Source organism: Aquabacter spiritensis (assembly GCF_004346185.1).
Classification (GTDB): domain Bacteria; phylum Pseudomonadota; class Alphaproteobacteria; order Rhizobiales; family Xanthobacteraceae; genus Aquabacter; species Aquabacter spiritensis.
Genome location: NZ_SMAI01000006.1, coordinates 1 through 18,672, shown reverse-complemented (window position 1 = coordinate 18,672; position 18,672 = coordinate 1). Strand labels below are relative to the sequence as shown.

Annotated in this window: 15 protein-coding genes; 12 read left to right on the top strand and 3 right to left on the bottom strand. The window is 67.1% G+C overall.

The features are described 5' to 3' along the window. Positions 1–270: 270 nt before the first annotated feature. Positions 271–3,228, bottom strand: a complete 2,958-nt coding sequence (gene uvrA / locus EDC64_RS11055) for an excinuclease ABC subunit UvrA (RefSeq protein WP_132031364.1) — start codon at positions 3,226–3,228, stop codon at positions 271–273. Positions 3,229–3,602: 374 nt separating this feature from the next. On the opposite strand from uvrA, the gene ssb reads away from it, so the two are divergent. After that, positions 3,603–4,160 carry a single-stranded DNA-binding protein gene (ssb, locus tag EDC64_RS11050; protein WP_132031363.1) on the top strand — a complete coding sequence of 186 codons (558 nt, stop codon included), beginning with the start codon at positions 3,603–3,605 and terminating at the stop codon, positions 4,158–4,160. 89 nt (positions 4,161–4,249) lie between these two features. Here ssb and EDC64_RS11045 read toward each other — a convergent pair whose 3' ends face one another. Then, positions 4,250–5,245, bottom strand: coding sequence for a GntR family transcriptional regulator (locus EDC64_RS11045; protein ID WP_132031362.1), 996 nt, complete (start codon positions 5,243–5,245; stop codon positions 4,250–4,252). A 178-nt stretch (positions 5,246–5,423) separates the two neighbouring features. Here EDC64_RS11045 and EDC64_RS11040 point away from each other — a divergent pair, with 178 nt between their 5' ends. The 7 genes from EDC64_RS11040 (at position 5,424) to gyrA (ending at position 14,700) form a co-directional block, all read left to right on the top strand. Continuing rightward, entirely contained in the window at positions 5,424–6,332 is a 909-nt protein-coding gene (locus EDC64_RS11040) for an amidohydrolase family protein (protein ID WP_132031361.1), read from the top strand. Positions 6,333–6,349: 17 nt separating this feature from the next. Next, complete coding sequence (locus EDC64_RS11035) at positions 6,350–7,432, top strand: isocitrate/isopropylmalate dehydrogenase family protein (protein WP_132031360.1); 1,083 nt, start codon at positions 6,350–6,352, stop codon at positions 7,430–7,432. Positions 7,433–7,446: 14 nt separating this feature from the next. Continuing rightward, the gene (locus tag EDC64_RS11030) at positions 7,447–8,820 is read left to right on the top strand and encodes an NAD-dependent succinate-semialdehyde dehydrogenase (protein WP_132031359.1); all 1,374 of its coding nucleotides are present in this window, start codon (positions 7,447–7,449) and stop codon (positions 8,818–8,820) included. Positions 8,821–8,831: 11 nt separating this feature from the next. Then, the gene (locus tag EDC64_RS11025) at positions 8,832–9,248 is read left to right on the top strand and encodes a cupin domain-containing protein (RefSeq protein WP_132031358.1); all 417 of its coding nucleotides are present in this window, start codon (positions 8,832–8,834) and stop codon (positions 9,246–9,248) included. Between the two features lie 41 nt (positions 9,249–9,289). Next, positions 9,290–10,303 (top strand): Bug family tripartite tricarboxylate transporter substrate binding protein, encoded by a 1,014-nt coding sequence (locus tag EDC64_RS11020; RefSeq protein WP_132031357.1) that lies wholly within the window; start codon positions 9,290–9,292, stop codon positions 10,301–10,303. 237 nt (positions 10,304–10,540) lie between these two features. Further along, the gene (locus EDC64_RS11015) at positions 10,541–11,761 is read left to right on the top strand and encodes an E22 family MetX-like putative esterase (RefSeq protein WP_132031356.1); all 1,221 of its coding nucleotides are present in this window, start codon (positions 10,541–10,543) and stop codon (positions 11,759–11,761) included. Positions 11,762–11,931: 170 nt separating this feature from the next. Further along, complete coding sequence (gene gyrA, locus EDC64_RS11010; RefSeq protein ID WP_207916023.1) at positions 11,932–14,700, top strand: DNA gyrase subunit A; 2,769 nt, start codon at positions 11,932–11,934, stop codon at positions 14,698–14,700. Between the two features lie 85 nt (positions 14,701–14,785). Here the strand turns inward: gyrA and EDC64_RS11005 are convergent, their stop codons facing one another. After that, on the bottom strand, positions 14,786–15,712 hold the full coding sequence (locus EDC64_RS11005; RefSeq protein ID WP_245504656.1) for an AraC family transcriptional regulator: 927 nt from the start codon (positions 15,710–15,712) through the stop codon (positions 14,786–14,788). A 129-nt stretch (positions 15,713–15,841) separates the two neighbouring features. Here EDC64_RS11005 and EDC64_RS11000 point away from each other — a divergent pair, with 129 nt between their 5' ends. From EDC64_RS11000 to EDC64_RS10985, 4 genes are all read left to right on the top strand, one after another. Beyond that, positions 15,842–16,606: an SDR family NAD(P)-dependent oxidoreductase gene (locus tag EDC64_RS11000; protein WP_132031355.1), complete on the top strand. Its 765-nt coding sequence runs from the start codon at positions 15,842–15,844 to the stop codon at positions 16,604–16,606. Positions 16,607–16,775: 169 nt separating this feature from the next. Continuing rightward, complete coding sequence (gene coaD, locus EDC64_RS10995; protein WP_132031354.1) at positions 16,776–17,300, top strand: pantetheine-phosphate adenylyltransferase; 525 nt, start codon at positions 16,776–16,778, stop codon at positions 17,298–17,300. Positions 17,301–17,454: 154 nt separating this feature from the next. Beyond that, positions 17,455–18,009 carry a peptidylprolyl isomerase gene (locus EDC64_RS10990; RefSeq protein ID WP_420808957.1) on the top strand — a complete coding sequence of 185 codons (555 nt, stop codon included), beginning with the start codon at positions 17,455–17,457 and terminating at the stop codon, positions 18,007–18,009. 102 nt (positions 18,010–18,111) lie between these two features. Then, positions 18,112–18,570, top strand: a complete 459-nt coding sequence (locus EDC64_RS10985; RefSeq protein ID WP_132031353.1) for a peptidylprolyl isomerase — start codon at positions 18,112–18,114, stop codon at positions 18,568–18,570. The last annotated feature ends 102 nt before the right edge of the window (positions 18,571–18,672 follow it).

Sequence of the window (18,672 nt, the reverse complement as noted above, 5' to 3'; positions counted from 1 at the left end):
TTCTCCTTCACGGCAACCCATCCCGGGCGCCACAATCGTTCGGGCGGAACATAAGGGGGAAGAAACCGGCCGCCAATGCATTTCGGTGCAATGCAGCATTGCGTGCGCCGCATATTCTCCAGACTGGATCTTTAAGTGTTCCGAAAGGCCCGCGGATCTCTTCGGAAGGCGCCGGCCGGACCTTTCATCTCGCACCTGCACAACATCGCGGCGTGGCGCGTAACTGCGCAGCTTCCGTCCGCGCGGCGGCTCTGCACCGGACCGGGGGGACTATTCCGCCGCGGCCCGCCGGCGCTTCCGCTCGGGCTTCGCCGCCGGCAGGGGGCGGCGCGCCAAGACTTCTGCCAGGAACGTGCCGGTATGGGAGCGCGGCGCGGCCGCGATCGCCTCCGGCGGACCCGAGACGAGGATCTCGCCGCCGCCGTCGCCGCCCTCCGGGCCGAAATCGATCACCCAGTCGGCCGTCTTGATGACTTCGAGATTGTGCTCGATGACCGCGACCGTATTGCCTTGCTCGACCAGTTCGTGAAGCACTTCCAGCAGCTTGGCGACATCGTGGAAGTGCAGCCCGGTGGTCGGCTCGTCCAGGATATAGAGCGTGCGGCCGGTGGCGCGCTTGGACAATTCCTTCGCCAGCTTCACCCGCTGCGCCTCGCCGCCCGACAAGGTGGTGGCCTGCTGACCGACCTTGATATAGCCGAGGCCGACGCGCGACAGGGTCTCCAGCTTTTCCCGCACGCTCGGAACGGCGGCGAAGAAGGCGGCGCCCTCGTCGACCGTCATGTCCAGCACATCGGCGATCGACTTCTCCTTGAACGTGACTTCCAGCGTCTCGCGATTGTAGCGCTTGCCCTTGCACACGTCGCAGGTGACGTAGACGTCCGGCAGAAAATGCATCTCGATCTTGATGACGCCGTCGCCCTGGCACGCCTCGCAGCGGCCGCCCTTCACGTTGAAGGAGAAGCGCCCGGCGCCATAGCCGCGCGCTTTGGCCTCCGGCAGGCCGGCGAACCATTCGCGCATCGGCGTGAAGGCGCCGGTATAGGTGGCGGGGTTCGAGCGCGGGGTGCGGCCGATCGGCGACTGGTCGATGTCGATCACCTTGTCGAGATGCTCGAGGCCTTCCAATTTGTCGAACGGTGCCGGCGCCTCGGTGGCGTTGTTCAGCCGCCGCGCCACCGCTTTGTAGAGCGTGTCGATCAGTAGCGTCGACTTTCCGCCGCCGGACACCCCCGTCACGCAGGTGAACAAACCGAGTGGAATCTCGGCCGAGACATTCTTCAGGTTGTTGCCGCGCGCGCCGCTGAGCTTCAGCATGCGGCGCGGATTCGGCGCGCGGCGGGCCGGCACGCCCACCGACAGCGCGCCGGTCAGATATTGGCCCGTCAGCGAGGCGGGATTGGCGAGGATCTCCGCCGGCGTGCCCTGCGCGACGATGCGCCCGCCATGGATCCCGGCGCCCGGCCCGACATCAACGACGTAATCGGCGGCGCGGATCGCGTCCTCGTCATGCTCCACCACGATCACGGTATTGCCGAGATCGCGCAGCCGCTTCAGCGTTTCGAGCAGGCGGGCATTGTCGCGCTGGTGCAGGCCGATCGAGGGCTCGTCCAGCACATAGAGCACGCCGGAAAGGCCGGAGCCGATCTGCGAGGCCAGCCGGATGCGCTGGCTCTCGCCGCCCGACAGCGTGCCGGAGGCACGCGACAGGCTGAGATATTCAAGCCCGACATCCATCAGGAAGCGCAGCCGGTCGCGGATCTCCTTCAGGATCCGCGCCGCGATTTCGCTTTGCTTGGCCGTGAGCTTGGCCGGCAGCGCCTCGAACCAGTCCGAAGCGCCGCGCACCGACAATTCGCTGACTTCGCCGATATGATTGCCGGCGATCTTCACGGCCAAGGCTTCCGGCTTCAGGCGGTAGCCTTTGCACACCGCGCAGGGGACGGTGGAGAAATATTTGCCGATTTCCTCCCGCGCCCAGTCGCTCTCGGTCTCCTTCCAGCGCCGGTCGAGGTTGCGCACGATGCCCTCGAAGGTTTTCGACGTCTCATAGGCGCGCAGGCCGTCATCATAGGCGAAGGTGATCTTCTCCTCGCCGGAGCCGAAGAGAATCACCTCTTTGGCCTTCTCCGGCAGATCGGCGAACGGCACGGTGAGCTTGAACTGATAGTGCTTCGCCAAAGCATCGAGCGTCTGCCCGTAATAAGGCGACGTGCTCTTCGCCCAGGGCGCGATGGCGCCGCGCTTCAGCGAGCGCGTGCGGTCGGGAACGACGAGATCGGGATCGATCGTCTGCTCCACCCCGAGTCCGTCGCAGGCCGGGCAGGCGCCGAACGGATTGTTGAAGGAGAACAGCCGCGGCTCGATCTCGGAGATGGTGAAGCCGGAAACCGGGCAGGCGAACTTCTCCGAGAACAGGATGCGGCGAGCGGCGCCGCTCTCGTCCTTCTCGTCGGCGAACTCGACGACCGCGATGCCGTCGGCGAGGCCGAGGGCGGTCTCGAAACTGTCGGCGAGGCGGGTCGCGAGATCGGCCCGCACCACCACCCGGTCGACCACCACGTCGATGTCGTGCTTCAGCTTCTTGTCGAGCGGCGGCGCCTCCGCGATCTCGTGGAAGGCGCCATTGACCTTCACCCGCTGGAAGCCCTTCTTCAGAAACTCCGCCATCTCCTTGCGGTACTCGCCCTTTCGGCCGCGCACGACCGGCGCCAGCAGATAGAGCCGGGTGCCTTCGGGGAGTGCGAGCACGCGGTCGACCATCTGCGAAATGGTCTGACTCTCGATCGGCAATCCGGTGGCCGGCGAATAAGGAATGCCCGCGCGCGCCCAGAGCAGGCGCATATAATCGTGAATCTCGGTGACGGTGCCGACGGTCGAGCGGGGGTTCTTGGAGGTGGTCTTCTGCTCGATCGAAATCGCCGGGGACAGGCCGTCGATCTGATCGACGTCCGGCTTCTGCATCATCTCCAGGAACTGGCGGGCATAGGCCGAGAGGCTTTCGACATAACGGCGCTGGCCCTCGGCATAGATCGTGTCGAAGGCGAGCGACGACTTGCCCGAGCCCGAAAGGCCGGTGAAGACCACCAGGCTGTCGCGCGGGATTTCCAGGTCGACATTCTTCAGATTGTGCTCACGCGCGCCGCGCACGCTCAAGACGCGGGCGTCGCGCCGGGCGGGGGCTGGCGAAGGGGCAGGCGCGGCGCGGGGAGGGGATCGGTCGCTCATCGGTCAGGTCGGCTCGGGTGCGGGAGATGCGGCGGACGAGAAACGGCGCCGGTCCCGAGCGCAGTCGAAAAGACGCTCCGGAGCATCGGCATCCCGCGCCTGTTTGGCCACGTCCCTCAATGTAGGTCCCCGTGTGCGATGCGGTAGGGAACGTAGCAGGAACAAAAGGAAGGTCCAGCGAAAAAGGCGCGGGTGTCTCGCTTGCCCTGGATACGATGGGGTGATAGAACATAAGAAGAACATACACGCGATTGTGTGCGCGCTCCTTTTCCGTGGACAAGCCGGCGGCGGGCCTCGCTTCGTCGGACGGGGAGGATAGGGTGCATGGTTTCGCGCCGGCTCGGCGCGGTGACGGATCCGCAGGGAGGGATGAGATGGCCGGGAGCGTGAACAAGGTGATCCTGATCGGCAATCTCGGGCGCGATCCGGAAGTGCGGGCGTTCCAGAATGGCGGGCGGGTGTGCAATCTGCGCATCGCCACGTCTGAAACCTGGCGCGACAAGGCCTCCGGCGAGCGCCGCGAGCGGACCGAATGGCACTCGGTGGCGATCTTCAACGAGAATCTCGTCGGCGTCGCGGAGCGGTTCCTGAAGAAGGGCTCCAAGGTCTATATCGAAGGCCAGCTCGAGACCCGCAAGGCGACCGACAACCAGGGGCAGGAACGCTATTTCACGGAAGTCGTCCTGCGCCCGTATCGTGGCGAACTGACCTTGCTCGACGGCCGCGGGGGCGGTGGCGGCGGCGGTGGTGAGGAAGAGGGCGGCGGATCGGATTTCGGCGCGTCCAGCCCGATGGGCGGAGGCGGATATGGCGGATCGTCCGGCGGCTTCGGCGGGGGATCGGGGGGCGGATCCGGGGGCGGATCGGGCGCGCGTCGTCCTGCGCCGGCCGGCCGCCCGTCCGACGACATGGACGACGAGATCCCCTTCTGAGACGAGGCCGCGCGGGTCCGCCCGCATGGGGCGCTCGCGCGCGGCCGGGTGGCGCGTCGGGTTCGCGACGCCATCGGGCGCGACGGGTTTCAGATCGGCGTGCCTTCCGGATCCGGCCCGGCTTCGGCCTGCTGTATAGGAGGCTGCTCGGTGGCCACCCGCTCACCCATTCGGTCGACCATGGCCGGGTCGGGGTCGGACGCGCGGGGCGGCCGCTCCATCATTTTCTCGATGCTGACCGAGGCGAGATGCCGGCGCATATAGGCCGCGGCCGCGGCGCGGTCGTCCTGAAGCAGCAGGTCGATCAAATGCAGGTGCTCGCGGGACCGCACCACGGCGTATTTCCGATCCAGCGACTGGCGGTATTCGATCAGCCGGCGCAGCCGGTCGATCCGCTTCAGGCTCTCGATGAAGAAGAGGTTGCGTGAACACTCGATGATGGTCTCGTGCAGCCGGCTGTTGAGATCGAACAGTGCGGCGTTCGAGACCGTCCAGATCGCGCCTTCGACCAGCGCCTGCTGCTGGTCCCGGCAGGCCAGAAGCGCAGGACGGTCGAGCGTGAAGCCCGGTTCGAGAATCGCCGCGGGCTCGATGACGAGGCGGAAGCGATAGCTGTCGCGATAGGCTTGCATCGAGGTGAGCATGGGCAGGAAGCCCCAGCCGTGCCCCGGCAGCCGCGCGATCCATCCCTCGTTCGCGATCCGCGCCAGCACACGCCGCACCTGGGCCTGCGATAGCCGGTATGCCTGGGCGAGCTTGGTCTCGCTGACCTTCTCCGGCAGCCGGCCCTGCAGGCGGTGCTCGGCGATCGCGAGATAGGCGGCCTCCTCCTCGTCCACCGCACGCACCGGCGCCATACCGCACGAGGCCTGCGGCAGGACGAGATAGCCGCCGCGCCGGGGATTCGGTGCGATCTGCCCGGCGCTCTCCAGAAGCATCAAGGCCTGTCGGACCGGCGAGCGCGAGACGCGGAACTGATCCGCCAGCTTGCGCTCGACCAATTGCGCGCCCGGCGGCGCAACGCCCGATCGGATCTGATCCAGAATCTGGCCGGCGATTTGCGTGACGAGAGGCGAATGCGACATGCCGATCCGAGAGGTTCGGCCCAAGCGGGCGTGAAATGGGCGTGAAGCGGGCGTGACGCTGCAACATAGCAGGCGAGCGGCGAAATTCGCCATAGTTGGTATAATTTCGTTGAAATGTACCAAAATCACTCCTAAGAGGGCGTGGAGCTGGCCGAGACCAGAGCGCGGGGAGACGTGGATGGAGCGCACCGAGCCGACGAGCCTGCCGCCCGCCGCCGATCGAGCCGTGCCGCCGCGTGCCTGCGACTGCCATGTCCACGTGTTCGATCCCGCGCGCTTTCCCCTTGCTGCGGGGCGGGCCTATACGCCGGGCGCCGCGCGGCTGGATGCGCTCGAGGCGCTGATGGCGGATCTCGGCATCGCGCGGGCGGTCCTGGTTCAACCGAGCGTCTACGGCGCCGACAATTCCTGCCTCCTCGCGGCTTTGGCGGGGCTCGGCCCGCGCGGCCGCGGCGTGATCGTCGTCGACCCCGCGCAGGTCACCGACGCGGACTTGCGTGCCTTCCACCAAGCGGGCGCGCGCGGCGTCCGGATCAACCTCGAATCGCGGGGCGAAACCCGCGCCGCAGCGGCGCGCGCGGCCTTCGCCGCGGCGGCCGAACGGGTCGCCGGGCACGGCTTCGTCCTTCAGATCTATGCCGACCTCGCGCTTCTGCCGGCCTTGGCGGACGATATCGCGCGCGCCGGCGCGCCGGTGGTGCTCGATCATTTTGCCGGCGCCCGCGCGGAGCGGGGCCTCGATCAGCCGGGCTTTGCCGAATTGCGCGATCTGCTTGCCACCGGCCAGGTCTGGGTGAAGCTGTCCGCGCCCTACCGTGCCTCGCAGCAGCCGGATCATGCCGATCTCGCGCCGATTGCCCGAGCGCTGATCGCGGCGCGTCCCGACCGCTTGGTCTGGGCATCGGACTGGCCGCATACCGGCGGCGGGGCGTCTCGGGCGCAGCGCGGCGCGGACGCCGTCGAGCCGTTCCGCGCCATCGACGACAAAGGCAATCTCGCGATGCTCGCGCACTGGTGCGGCGCGGGCCCCGTCTTCGACCGGATCCTCGCCGACAACGCCGCGCGATTGTTCGATTTTCCTCTCTGACTGGACGGATTTGCGACATGAAGATCCTGGTGCTTCCCGGTGACGGCATCGGCCCCGAAATCACCGCGGCCACCTTGTCCGTCCTGACGGCCGCGGATGAGCGGCTCGGCCTCGGCTTCGTCTTCGAGACGATGGAGATCGGGCTGAAGACGCTGGCGGAGCGCGGCACGACCCTGCCGCCGGAGGTCCTCACGCGCGTCCCGCAGATGGACGGCGTGATCCTCGGCCCGGTATCGCACTATGAATATCCGACCCGGGAGGAGGGCGGCATCAATCCCTCGGGCGCGCTGCGCGTCACCTTCGAGCTTTATGCCAATGTGCGCCCCTGCCTCTCGCGCGAGGGTATGAGCATCCTGCGCAAGCCGATGGATCTCGTGATCGTGCGCGAGAACACCGAAGGCTTCTATGCCGACCGCAACATGTTCGCGGGCAGCGGGGAATTCATGCCGGAGCCGGATATCGCGCTTGCGGTGCGCAAGGTCACCGCGAAGGGCTCGGCGCGCGTCGCCCGGGCCGCCTTCGAACTGGCGCGCGGCCGCCGCCGCAAGGTGACGGCGGTGCACAAGGCCAATGTGCTGCGCCTGTCGGACGGACTGTTCCTGAAAGAGGTGCGCAAGGTGGCGCAGGATTATCCCGACGTCGAACTCGACGATCTCATCGTCGACGCGGCCAGCGCGCTTCTCATCCGCCGGCCGGACAGCTTCGACGTCATCGTCACCACCAACATGTTCGGCGACATTCTGTCCGACGAGGCGTCCGAATTGTGCGGCAGCCTCGGGCTGGCCGGTTCGATCAATGCCGGCGACGAAATCTGCGTCGCCCAGGCCCAGCACGGCTCCGCCCCGGACATTGCCGGGCGCAACCTCGCCAATCCGACTTCGCTGATTCTGTCGGCGGCGATGCTTCTGGACTGGCGCGGCCGGCGCGACGGCAACGATAGGTTGGTGGCGGCGGCGCGGCTGATCGAGGCGGCGGTGGAGACGGCGCTGGAAAAACCCGAAACCCGCACCCGCGATCTCGGCGGTACCATCGGCACGGATGACTTTGCCCGTGTGGTGCGTGCAAATATCGCCGCCGCCGCGCAGTCGGACGCGGCCTGATTCAAGGAAACGCCATGATTGTTTCGCTCAATCCCGCAACCGGAGCCGAACTTGCGCGGTTCGAGGTCCATACGCCGGCGGAGGTCGACGCGGCTCTGTCGGCCGCCGTCGCCGCTCAGGCGGACTGGGCGCGCGTGCCGATCACCGAACGGGTCGAACTGCTGCGGTCGATGGCGCGCGCGCTGCGCGCCGGCAAAGCCCGGTACGGCGAACTGATCACGCAGGAAATGGGCAAGCCGCTCCCCGAGGCCGAGGCCGAGGTCGAGAAGTGCGCCTGGAACTGCGACTTCTATGCCGATCAGGCGCCGGTCTTCCTGGCCGACGAGGCCACCGAGAGCAACGCCGCGGAGAGCGCCGTGGTGTTCGACCCGCTCGGCGTGGTGCTCGCCATCATGCCGTGGAACTACCCGTTCTGGCAGTTCTTCCGCTTTGCCGCGCCGGCCTTCGCCGCCGGCAACGGCGCGATCCTCAAGCATGCCAACAACGTCCCGCAGTGCGCGCTGGCGGTTGAAGAGGTGATGCGCGAGGCCGGCTGCCCCGAGGGCCTGTTCCGCACCTTGCTGATCGATTCCAGCTCGGTCGGCGGCCTGATCGCCGACGACCGGATTGCCGCCGTGACCCTGACCGGCTCGACTGAGGTCGGCATGATCGTGGCGTCGCAGGCCGGCAAGGCGCTGAAGAAGCAGGTTCTGGAACTCGGCGGCTCGGACCCGTTCATCGTTTTGGCCGATGCCGACATCGCCGCCGCCGCCGCGACCGCGGTCAAGGCGCGCTTCATCAATGTCGGCCAGAGCTGCATCAACGCCAAGCGCTTCATCGTCGAGGACTCGGTCGCCGACGCCTTCGCCGAGGCGTTCTGCGCCGGGGTCGCAAAGCTCAAGATGGGCGATCCGATGGAGCGGGACACCAATATCGGGCCGATGGCCCGCGGCAATCTCCGCGACACGCTGCACGACCAGGTGGAGCGTTCGGTGAAAGCCGGCGCGGTGCTGAAGCTCGGCGGCAAGCCGGCGGAGGGCCCCGGCTATTTCTACCCCGCGACCGTCCTCGACCATGTCGCCCCCGACATGGCGGCGGCCTGCGAGGAGACGTTCGGCCCGGCAGCGGCGATCATCCGTGTGCGTGACGCCGACGAGGCGATCATGCGCGCCAATGCGACCGAGTTCGGCCTCGGCGCGGCGCTGTGGACGGCCGACGTCGCACGCGGCAAGCAGCTCGCGCGCCGCATCGAGGCGGGCGCGGTCTTCATCAATGGCATGACCGCCTCCGATCCCCGGCTGCCCTTCGGCGGCATCAAGAAGTCCGGCTATGGGCGTGAACTCGGCGTCTACGGCATCCGGGAGTTCGTCAACATCAAGACGGTCTGGATCGGACCGGCGAAGGCCTGAGGGAGGCGCACATGACTGACCGTAAGGCGGCGATCCTGCGTCCCTCCGAAATCCCCGCGCGCGAGCGCGGGGGTGGGGCGAAGACGATCCCTCTGGTGACGCGCCGTACCGGCGCGACGTCCTTCATCAACGGCATCACGATCTTCGCCCCGAAGGCCGCGATTCCGCTGCACAGCCACAATTGCGACGAGAGCGTGATGCTGCTCGAGGGCCGGGCGATCGCCGAGATCGACGGCGTCGCGCACGAGGTGGAGGCGGGCGACACCACCTTCATCCCGGCCAATATCCCGCACCGCTTCATCAACCGCTCCGACAGCGAAGGCATGAAGATCCTGTGGATCTACGCCTCCGTGGACGCGACCCGCACCCTCATCGAAACCGGGGACACCCGGACGATCGATGACGAGCACAAGGCGCCGATCGCATGACCGGCGCCCGTTTCCACCCAACATAGACCGGGAGACACCCCATGCGACACGACGCCCAATCCCATGCCGGCGCGCGCGCCTTGAAAATCGCGCGCCGACTGGCTGCCGCTGCGGGTCTCGCCGCCCTGATGGCGGCAACCCCGGCTCTGGCACAGACCTATCCCACCCGCGAAGTGACGCTGGTGGTGGGCTATGCCGCCGGCGGCACGGGCGACGTGATCGCACGGGTGATCTCCGATCGCCTCGCCAAGAAGCTGGGCAAGCCGGTCGTGGTCGACAACCGCGCCGGCGCGAGCGGCTCGCTCGCCGCCTCTTATGTCGTGAAGTCGGCGCCGGACGGACAGACCCTGCTGGTCGGCCAGACCGCGGAAATCTCGATCAATCCGTTTCTGATGAAGATCGCCTACGATCCCCAGGCGGACCTGCTGCCGATCGCGCTCGCCGCCGTGGTGCCGCTCGGCCTCGTGGCGCCGGAGAAGGCGCCCTTCTCGACCGTGCAGGAGGCGATCGAACTGGCGAAGAAGACCCCCGCCGGCCTTACCTTCGCCTCTTCCGGCATCGGCACGCCGAGCCATTTCGCCACCGACATGCTGAAGGCGAAGAGCAAGGCGAACTTCACGCTCGTCCCCTATAAGGGCGCAGGACCGGCCCTCAACGACATTCTCGGCGGCCATGTCGACCTGTTCTTCTCGGGCCTGCCCGCCGCGGTGCAGAATGTGCGTGCCGGCCGCATGAAGCTTCTGGCCGTCTCCTCCGCCCAGCGTGCCGCGAGCCTGCCGAATGTGCCGACCGTGGCCGAGGCGGCGAACATTCCGGGCTTCGACATTACGCTCTGGGTCGGTTTCTTCGCCCCGAAAGGCACCCCGGCCGCGATCATCACCCGCCTCAACACGGACATCAACGAGATCATTTCCAGCCCCGAGGTGAAGGAGCGCTTCCTCGCCGAGGGCGCCGATGTCCATGTTCTGTCGGTCGAGCAGACGGCCGCCTTCACCCGCGCCGAAAGCGCCAAGTACAAGGGTTTGATTCAGGAGCTGGGCATCAAGCTCGAGTGAGACGCGACGCACCGTCCGTCCAAGGCGGGCGGTGCGTCTTGATCTGGGCGGTGCGGCGTTTCGGCGCTATTCTCCCGCCTGGGCCGTCGCGATCCGGACCGCAGGAGAGGCGATGTGCACGCTCGCCTGCCGCGTGCGCGCGCATCGCCGGGTGAAACCCTTCCTGGCCGGCATCGTTTGGCTTCGGGACCGCGCTTCGTGCCGGCCCGCAGACCACGCACGGCCGGGGAGGACCAAATGACGCCCACTGCCTCGTCACATCACGGCACGCCGGAGCGTAAACGCGTCGGCGCGATCGTCCGCATCGCCGCCCTGCTCGGCGCCTTCGCTCTGGCGGTCACGCCCGCCGCCGCGCTCGATGCCCTCGTCCAGAAGCAGACCTTCACCCTGCCGAGCTACACCACGGTAGGGGGAGCAGCCCTCAGGGACGTGAAGGTCGGCTGGGAAGCCTACGGCACGCTCAATGCCGAGAAGAGCAATGTGATTCTCATCACGCATTTCTTTTCCGGCACGAGTCACGCCGCCGGTCGATACAAGCCCACCGACCCCGCGCCCGGCTATTGGGATGCCATTATCGGCCCGGGAAAGCCGCTCGATACCGATAAATATTACATTCTCTCGTCGGACACCCTGGTCAATCTCAACGCCCACGACCCGAATGTCGTGACCACCGGGCCGGCCACCAAGGCGCCCGACACCGGCGCGCCCTACGGACCCCGTTTCCCGCTCGTGACGATCCGCGATTTCGTGAACGTGCAGAAGGCCCTGCTGGACGAGCTGGGGATTGCCAAGCTGCATGCCGTGATGGGGCCGTCCATGGGGGCGCTACAGGCCTATGAATGGGCGACCGGCTATCCCGAGGTCGTCGGGCGGATCGTGCCGGTGATCGGCTCCGGCGACGCGGATGGCTGGCTGGTGGCCTGGCTCGACGCCTGGGCCTCGCCGATCCGCCTCGACCCCAATTTCAACGGCGGAAACTATTATGGGCGTGCGGCCCCCAAGGCCGGATTGACCCAGGCGCTGAAGATCGTGACGCTCAGTGCCGGCGCCGCCCCGTGGGCCAACACCACGTTCGGCCGCAAATGGGCCGAGCCGGGCAAGGACCCGGCGCAGGACATGGCGAACAAATATGCCGTCGAGGCGAAGCTCGACGAGATCGCCGCGGCCCGCGCGGAACTCGCCGACGCCAATCATTTCCTCTACCTCGTCAAGGCCAATCAGATTTTCGCCGCCGGCGGCGATGTCGGGCTCGCGCGCATTACGGCGCCGGTCCTCCTCATCTCCTCGGACGGCGATCTGCTGTTCCATCCCTCGGCGATCCAGCGGACCGCGGACGAGATCCGCAAGGGCGGTGCGCCGGTGGAGCAGGTGAAGATCAGCGGCGGGCGTGGCCATCTGGATGGCATCGCCAACATCCAGGAGGCCGGCGAGGCGATCCGCCGATTCCTCGACAAATGACGCCGACTGGGGTGCCGATCGGGACCGATCGGCACTCGCTTCCGCAACACCCTGCTAAGCCATTGATTATAAAGGGTCAGTGAACCGGCGATCGAGGTTGTTTCGCTGGCGCGGCAAAGCTGAATCGGGTAGAAGAGGCGATAGTCTGTTCATCAGGAAAGACGAGCGTTTTGGCTGAAGACGATAGCCTGGGCGGAAGCGGCGCGCTGCCCTCCGAAATCCGGCCGGTCTCGATCACCGAAGAACTTTCGCGGTCCTATCTCGATTACGCGATGAGCGTGATCGTTGCCCGTGCGTTGCCGGACGTGCGCGACGGGCTGAAGCCGGTGCATCGGCGGATCCTCTTCTCGATGCACGAGAACGGCTATCTGTGGAACCGCTCCTACCGCAAGTCGGCGCGCGTCGTCGGCGACGTGATCGGTAAATACCATCCGCACGGCGACCAGTCGGTCTACGACGCTCTGGTGCGCATGGCGCAGCCTTTCTCGATGCGGGTGCCGCTCGTGGACGGGCAGGGGAATTTCGGCTCGGTCGACGGCGATCCCCCGGCGGCGATGCGCTACACCGAAGTCCGGCTCGAAAAGATCGCCCAGTCGCTGCTGGACGATCTCGACAAGGACACGGTCGACTATCAGGAGAATTACGACGGCAGCGAGCGCGAGCCGACGGTTCTTCCCGCACAGTTTCCGAACTTGCTGGTGAATGGCGCGGGCGGCATCGCGGTCGGCATGGCCACCAATATCCCGCCGCACAATCTCGGCGAGGTGATCGACGGCGTGCTGGCGCTGATGGACGATCCCGAGATGGATCCCGAGGCGCTGCTGGATGTCGTCCCGGGTCCGGACTTCCCGACCGGCGGCCTGATCTTGGGCCGCTCCGGGATCCGGCAAGCCTATCTCACCGGCCGCGGCTCGATCATGGTGCGGGCGAAGGTCGCGATCGAGACCATCCGCAAGGAGCGCGAGGCGCTCATCATCACCGAGATTCCCTATCAGGTGAACAAGGCGACGATGATCGAGAAGATCGCCGACCTTGTCCGCGAAAAGCGGCTGGAGGGCATTTCCGAGATCCGCGACGAATCCGACCGCGACGGCATGCGGGTGGTGATCGAGATCAAGCGGGATGCCCAGGCCGACGTGGTCCTGAACAATCTCTACCGCATGACGCCGCTGCAATCCTCGTTCGGCGCCAACATGGTCGCGCTGTCCGGCGGCAGGCCGGAGGTGATGACGCTCCACGACATGCTGACCGCCTTCATCGCATTCCGCGAGGAAGTCGTCAGCCGGCGAACCAAATTCCTCCTGCGCAAGGCGCGCGACCGCGCCCACGTCTTGGTCGGTCTCGCCATCGCGGTTGCGAACATCGATGAAATCATTCGGCTTATCCGATCGGCGCCGGACCCCGCATCGGCCCGCGAGTCCCTCATGGGGCGTGCTTGGCCGGCAAAGGACATGGCGCCGCTGATCGCGCTCATCGCCGATCCGCGGCACGTTCTGGCCGAGGACGGCACATATCGGCTCTCGGCGGAGCAGGCCCGCGCGATCCTCGATCTGCGGCTGCAGCGCCTCACCGCCCTCGGCCGCGACGAGATCGCCGAGGAGCTCGACAAGCTCGCGATCGAGATCGCGGACTATCTGGAGATCCTGGCGAGCCGGGTGCGGATGATGGACATCATCCGCGGCGAGCTGCTGGCGATCAAAGCCGAGTTCGATACGCCGCGGCGGTCGGAAATCGTCGAAGGGTTCGGCGACCTGGAGGACGAGGATCTCATCCAGCGGGAGGAGATGGTCGTCACGGTCTCCCACGCCGGTTACGTCAAGCGTGTCCCGCTCTCCGCCTATCGCGCGCAGCGCCGCGGCGGCAAGGGGCGCTCGGGCATGCAGACGCGGGACGAGGATTTCGTCACCCGGCTGTTCGTCGCCTCCACCCACGCGCCGGTCCTGTTCTTTTCCTCCAAGGGTAAGGTCTACAAGCTGAAGGTATGGCGTCTTCCGGCGGCGGCGCCCCAGGCGCGCGGCAAGGCTCTGATCAACATCCTGCCGCTCGAACAGGACGAGCGGATCACTTCCATCGTCCCGCTGCCCGAGGAGGCCGATTCCGAAGGGCGGATCCAGATCATGTTCGCGACCACGGGGGGCACGGTCCGGCGCAATGCGCTGGCCGATTTCTCCCAGGTGAATCGCAATGGCAAGATCGCCATGAAGCTCGAGGACGGCGATGCCATCGCCTCGGTGCAGCTCTGCACGGAGGATGACGACGTGCTGCTCACGACCGCCGACGGCGCCTGCATCCGCTTCCCGGTGAGCGACGTGCGGATCTTCAAAGGCCGCGATTCGGTCGGGGTCCGCGGCATCCGTCTGGAGGACAAGGACCGGACCATTTCGATGGCGATCATTCGTCATTTGGACGCGACGGCCGAAGAACGGGCCGCTTATCTGCGCCTCGCCGGTGCGGTGCGGCGCAGCAATGGCGCGGCCGAAGCCGGAGAGGAGCCGGTTGTCGTCGAGGCCGAGGCCGAGGAGCCCGTCGCGGCCGAAGCGCGGCTCTCGGAGGAGCGCTACGCCCAGATGGGCGCGGCCGAGCAATTCATCCTCACTTTGTCCGAGAATGGCTACGGCAAGCGCACATCGTCCTATGAATACCGGGTGACCGGCCGCGGCGGCAAAGGCATCGTCGCGATGGCGGTCAACGAGCGCAACGGCCGGCTCGCCGCCTCCTTCCCGGTCGAGGACCAGGACCAGATTATGCTGGTGACGGACGGCGGTCAGCTGATCCGCTGCCCGGTGGACGGGATCCGGATCGTCGGGCGGGCGAGCCAGGGCGTGATCGTGTTCGACACGGCCGAAGGCGAGCGCGTGGTCTCGGTGGAGCATATTCCCGAGGAAGAGGATGCCGCCGGCCTCGACGCCGAGCCGCCGGCCAATGGCGGCGACGCCTGAGCGATACCCTCTTTGCCCTGCCGCGCCCCGCGCGGCAGGGCAAGCGGCACACCCTGCGGGTCACCGCCGATGGACCCGCCGACGCTCAGGCCACCGCGCGGCCGATCCCGAGATCCCGCCGCGGCGGGGCGCCGAACATGCGCGCATAGTCCCGGCTGAATTGCGACGCGCTCTCATATCCCACGGCGAAGGCGGAATGGCTCACCGCCCGGCCTTCGGCCAGCAGCAGCCGACGCGCCTCCAGCAGCCGGAGCTGCTTCTGGAATTGCAGCGGGGACAGCGTCGTCACCGCCTTGAAATGCTGGTGGAAGGAGGACGGGCTCATGCCCGCCGCCGCGGCCAGCTCTTCCACGCGCATCGGGCGGGCATAATCGGCGCGGAGCACGGCGACGGCGCGGGCGATGCGCGCGGTGTGGCCGTCCGGCATCGCGAGCCGGCGCATCGCGCCGCCATGACGGCCGGCGAGAAGCCAATAGTGCATCTCCTGCAAGATCGGCGCGCGCAGCACGGCCAGCGCCTGGGGATGGTCCAGAAGCCGGACCAGACGCAGCGCGCAGTCGAGCAGCGCCCCGTCCGTCTTCTCGACCAGGATGCGGGTCGGCAGATCGCCGGGTGACGCGGGCGCCGCCTCCATCTGCCCCATCACTTCACGAAGTCGCGCCGCGTCCAGCTCGATTGCGACGGCGAGATAGGGCGCGTGCCGGCTCGCCGTCACGACCCGGCCGGTCACCGGCACGTCGACATTCACCATCAGCGACTGACCTGCGCCGAACCGCAGCAGGGTGTCGCCGCTCAGCACTTCCTTTTCACCCTGCAGAACGAGGCAGATCAACGGGCGGTAGATCGTCCGGATATGCCCGCTCGGCGCCTCAGCCTTCACCAGTTCGATGCCCTCGGTGCGCGTAAAGCTCAGCCCTTCGGCATCGGGCGGGTGGACCGCATGTCGCTTCGCGAGGGCGATCAACTCCATCGCGGCGGCGCTGCTTCCGGCTGTCTGCTGGATTTCCCTCATGGTCGAAGTCTGCTGCGAACCGGCGGGGACGTCAACGAGTCCGGAGGAACGGGCAAGTCATTCGGGGGTTTTGGCAAGTTCCGGCGCCGCATCACGGGTAAATCTTTGCCCTCACTTGGAGGATCTGCCATGACCAATGCTACCAAGATCGCTCTCGTCACCGGCGGCAGCCGCGGCCTCGGTCGCAACACCGCCATCAGCCTCGCCCACCGCGGCGTCGACGTCATCCTCACCTATCGCACGCAAGCCGGCGAGGCGGACGACGTCGTCCGCGAGATCGAAGCTCTGGGCCGCAAGGCGGCGGCGCTGCAGCTCGATGTCGGCGAGGCCGCGCAGTTCGATGGGTTCGCCGCGACCGTTCGGGACACGCTGGAGCGGGTCTTCGGCCGCCAAAGCTTCGACTTTCTCGTGAACAATGCCGGCATCGGCATCTATGTGCCGTTCGCGGAAACCACCGAGGCGATGTTCGACCAACTCGCCGCCATTCATCTGAAGGGGCCGTTCTTCCTGACCCAGAAGCTGCTGCCGCTGATCGCCGATGGCGGCGCCATCGTGAATCTGTCGAGCGGCCTCGCGCGGTTCACGTGGCCCGGCTTCTCCGCCTATGCGGCGATGAAGGGCGGCATCGAGGTGCTCACGCGCTACATGGCGAAGGAATTGGGCGCCCGCGGCATCCGGGCGAACACCGTGGCGCCGGGCGCGATCGAGACCGATTTCGGCGGCGGCATGGTGCGCGACAATGAAGACAGCAACCGGGCGGTCGCCGCCGCCACCGCCCTCGGCCGCGCCGGGCTGCCGGACGATATCGGGCCGATGATCGCGGCCTTGCTCGGCGAGGAGAACCGTTGGGTGAACGGCCAGCGAATCGAGGTGTCCGGCGGCGTCAATCTCTGAGCCTGGCGCTACGCCGCACGCACGCGCGGATCCGCAGCGTCTCGCGCATGAAACTCCGGCTCGGCTGCGCCGTGCGGGCGCAGCCGAGGACCAGCCGCGAGTGGCTGGCCGGCGGCGTCGCGCGCGCCCCATTGCGCCGGGAAGCGGGGCGGGCTAACCCTTCCGCCCCATGAGCCTCGTCGCCCACACCACCCGCACCGCCATCTATGCCGGCTCGTTCGATCCGCCGACGAACGGTCATCTCGATGTCGTCCGCTCGGCCTGCCGACTGGCGGACCGGCTGGTTCTGGCGGTGGGAATCCATCCCGGCAAGGCGCCCGTCTTTTCGCCGGCCGAGCGGCTGGACATGCTCGCAGAGGTCTGCGGTCCGGTCGCGGCAGAGGAGGGGACCTGCCTCGAAGTCATCACCTTCGACAATCTGGTGGTTGAAGCGGCCCAGCGGGCCGGTGCCGGCTTGTTGATCCGGGGGCTGCGGGACGGCACGGACCTCGATTATGAAATGCAGATGGCCGGCATGAACGGCACCCTCGCGCCGGCGATCCAGACCGTGTTTCTTCCCGCCTCTCCGCGTGTGCGCCCCATCACCGCCACCTTGGTCCGGCAAATCGCAGCCATGGGCGGCGACGTCTCGGCCTTTGTCCCGGCGGCGGTGCTGTGCCGTCTGCAAGCGAAGTTTCCGAAGCGTCCTGCGTGAGGCCGACGTCGCCGCGCCCCGTTCGCGTTGCGCCCTTGGCGTTCAGTCCCATCGCGCCCAAGGCGCGTCAGTCCCATCGCGCCTCGGCGCGTCAGCCCATCGCGCGATCGCGCGGCAATCCAGGAGAACGTCCATGCGCAGTGTCTTCGGCCGGATCACGGGCGGGCTCGTGCTCGCTCTCGCGCTCATGGTGGCCGCCCACGGGCCGGCTGCGGCGCAGGGCAAGAGCGATCCCCAGAACACCCTCTATCTCGAGACCACCTATGGCCGCGTCGTGATCGCGCTCCGGCCGGATCTCGCACCGAAGCATGTCGAGCGCCTCAAGCTGCTGGCACGCGAGGGCTATTACAACAATGTGCCGTTCCACCGCGTGATCGACGGCTTCATGGCGCAGACCGGCGACGGTCAGTTCGGCAACGGCACGGGCGGCTCGAAATACCCCAATTTGCCGGCCGAATTTTCCAAGACCCCGTTCAAGCGCGGCACGGTCGGCATGGCCCGCTCCTCGGCGCCGGACAGCGCCAATTCGCAATTCTTCATCTGCCTGGATGCCGCGTCCTTCCTCGACGGCCAATATACCGTGGTCGGCGAGGTGGTCTCGGGCATGCAGTTCGTCGATCAGATCAAAAAGGGCTCCAAGGCCAATAATGGCTCGGTGTCCAATCCCGACCGCATCGTGAAGATGCAGGTGGCGGCCGACGTCAAGTGAGCCGCCCGCGGCGCCTATCGCGTCTCGGCGTCTCGCCAACCCGCGCGCCGGACCACCGGCCGCTTAGTCCGACCAACAGGTCCAACCTCGAAGGAGCAGCCCATGGATGAGGAAGTGATCGTCCTGGAAACCACCAAAGGCGATGTCGTGATCGGGCTGCGCCCCGACCTCGCGCCGGGCCATGTGGCGCGGATCAAGGAACTGGTGTCGCAGGGCTTTTACGATGGCACGCCGTTCCACCGCGTGATCGAGGGCTTCATGGCCCAGACCGGCGATCCGACCGGCACCGGCATGGGTGGGTCGGGCAAGAAGCTGAAGGCGGAATTCAACCGCCAGCCGCACACCCGCGGGACCGTGTCGATGGCGCGTGCCGCGAGCCCCGATTCGGGCGACAGCCAGTTCTTCATCTGCTTCGGCGATGCCCGCTTCCTCGACGGCCAATATACCGTCTGGGGCGAAGTGATCTCGGGTATGGAGAATGTCGACCAGATCAAGCGCGGCGAGCCGGTGTCGGACCCCGACAAGATCGTTGCCGCGAAACTTCAGCCGAAGGCCGCCTGAAGGCGGCCTCAGACCGCTGACAAACCCCGTCGATTTTTCGGCGGGGTTTTTGTTTGGGTTGGGGCCGGTCGGTTTTTGGCTATGGCGTCGGTCGATTTTGGG

What these genes read in the sequence shown, in the direction of transcription:
- EDC64_RS11005 (WP_245504656.1), bottom strand. Translation starts at nt 15,712, where the DNA reads ATGAGGGAAATCCAGCAGACAGCCGGAAGCAGCGCCGCCGCGATGGAG.
- EDC64_RS11035 (WP_132031360.1), top strand. Translation starts at nt 6,350, where the DNA reads ATGAAGATCCTGGTGCTTCCCGGTGACGGCATCGGCCCCGAAATCACC.
- EDC64_RS11040 (WP_132031361.1), top strand. Translation starts at nt 5,424, where the DNA reads ATGGAGCGCACCGAGCCGACGAGCCTGCCGCCCGCCGCCGATCGAGCC.
- EDC64_RS11045 (WP_132031362.1), bottom strand. Translation starts at nt 5,245, where the DNA reads ATGTCGCATTCGCCTCTCGTCACGCAAATCGCCGGCCAGATTCTGGAT.
- coaD (WP_132031354.1), top strand. Translation starts at nt 16,776, where the DNA reads ATGAGCCTCGTCGCCCACACCACCCGCACCGCCATCTATGCCGGCTCG.
- EDC64_RS11015 (WP_132031356.1), top strand. Translation starts at nt 10,541, where the DNA reads ATGACGCCCACTGCCTCGTCACATCACGGCACGCCGGAGCGTAAACGC.
- ssb (WP_132031363.1), top strand. Translation starts at nt 3,603, where the DNA reads ATGGCCGGGAGCGTGAACAAGGTGATCCTGATCGGCAATCTCGGGCGC.
- EDC64_RS11000 (WP_132031355.1), top strand. Translation starts at nt 15,842, where the DNA reads ATGACCAATGCTACCAAGATCGCTCTCGTCACCGGCGGCAGCCGCGGC.
- uvrA (WP_132031364.1), bottom strand. Translation starts at nt 3,228, where the DNA reads ATGAGCGACCGATCCCCTCCCCGCGCCGCGCCTGCCCCTTCGCCAGCC.
- EDC64_RS11025 (WP_132031358.1), top strand. Translation starts at nt 8,832, where the DNA reads ATGACTGACCGTAAGGCGGCGATCCTGCGTCCCTCCGAAATCCCCGCG.
- EDC64_RS10985 (WP_132031353.1), top strand. Translation starts at nt 18,112, where the DNA reads ATGGATGAGGAAGTGATCGTCCTGGAAACCACCAAAGGCGATGTCGTG.
- EDC64_RS11030 (WP_132031359.1), top strand. Translation starts at nt 7,447, where the DNA reads ATGATTGTTTCGCTCAATCCCGCAACCGGAGCCGAACTTGCGCGGTTC.
- EDC64_RS11020 (WP_132031357.1), top strand. Translation starts at nt 9,290, where the DNA reads ATGCGACACGACGCCCAATCCCATGCCGGCGCGCGCGCCTTGAAAATC.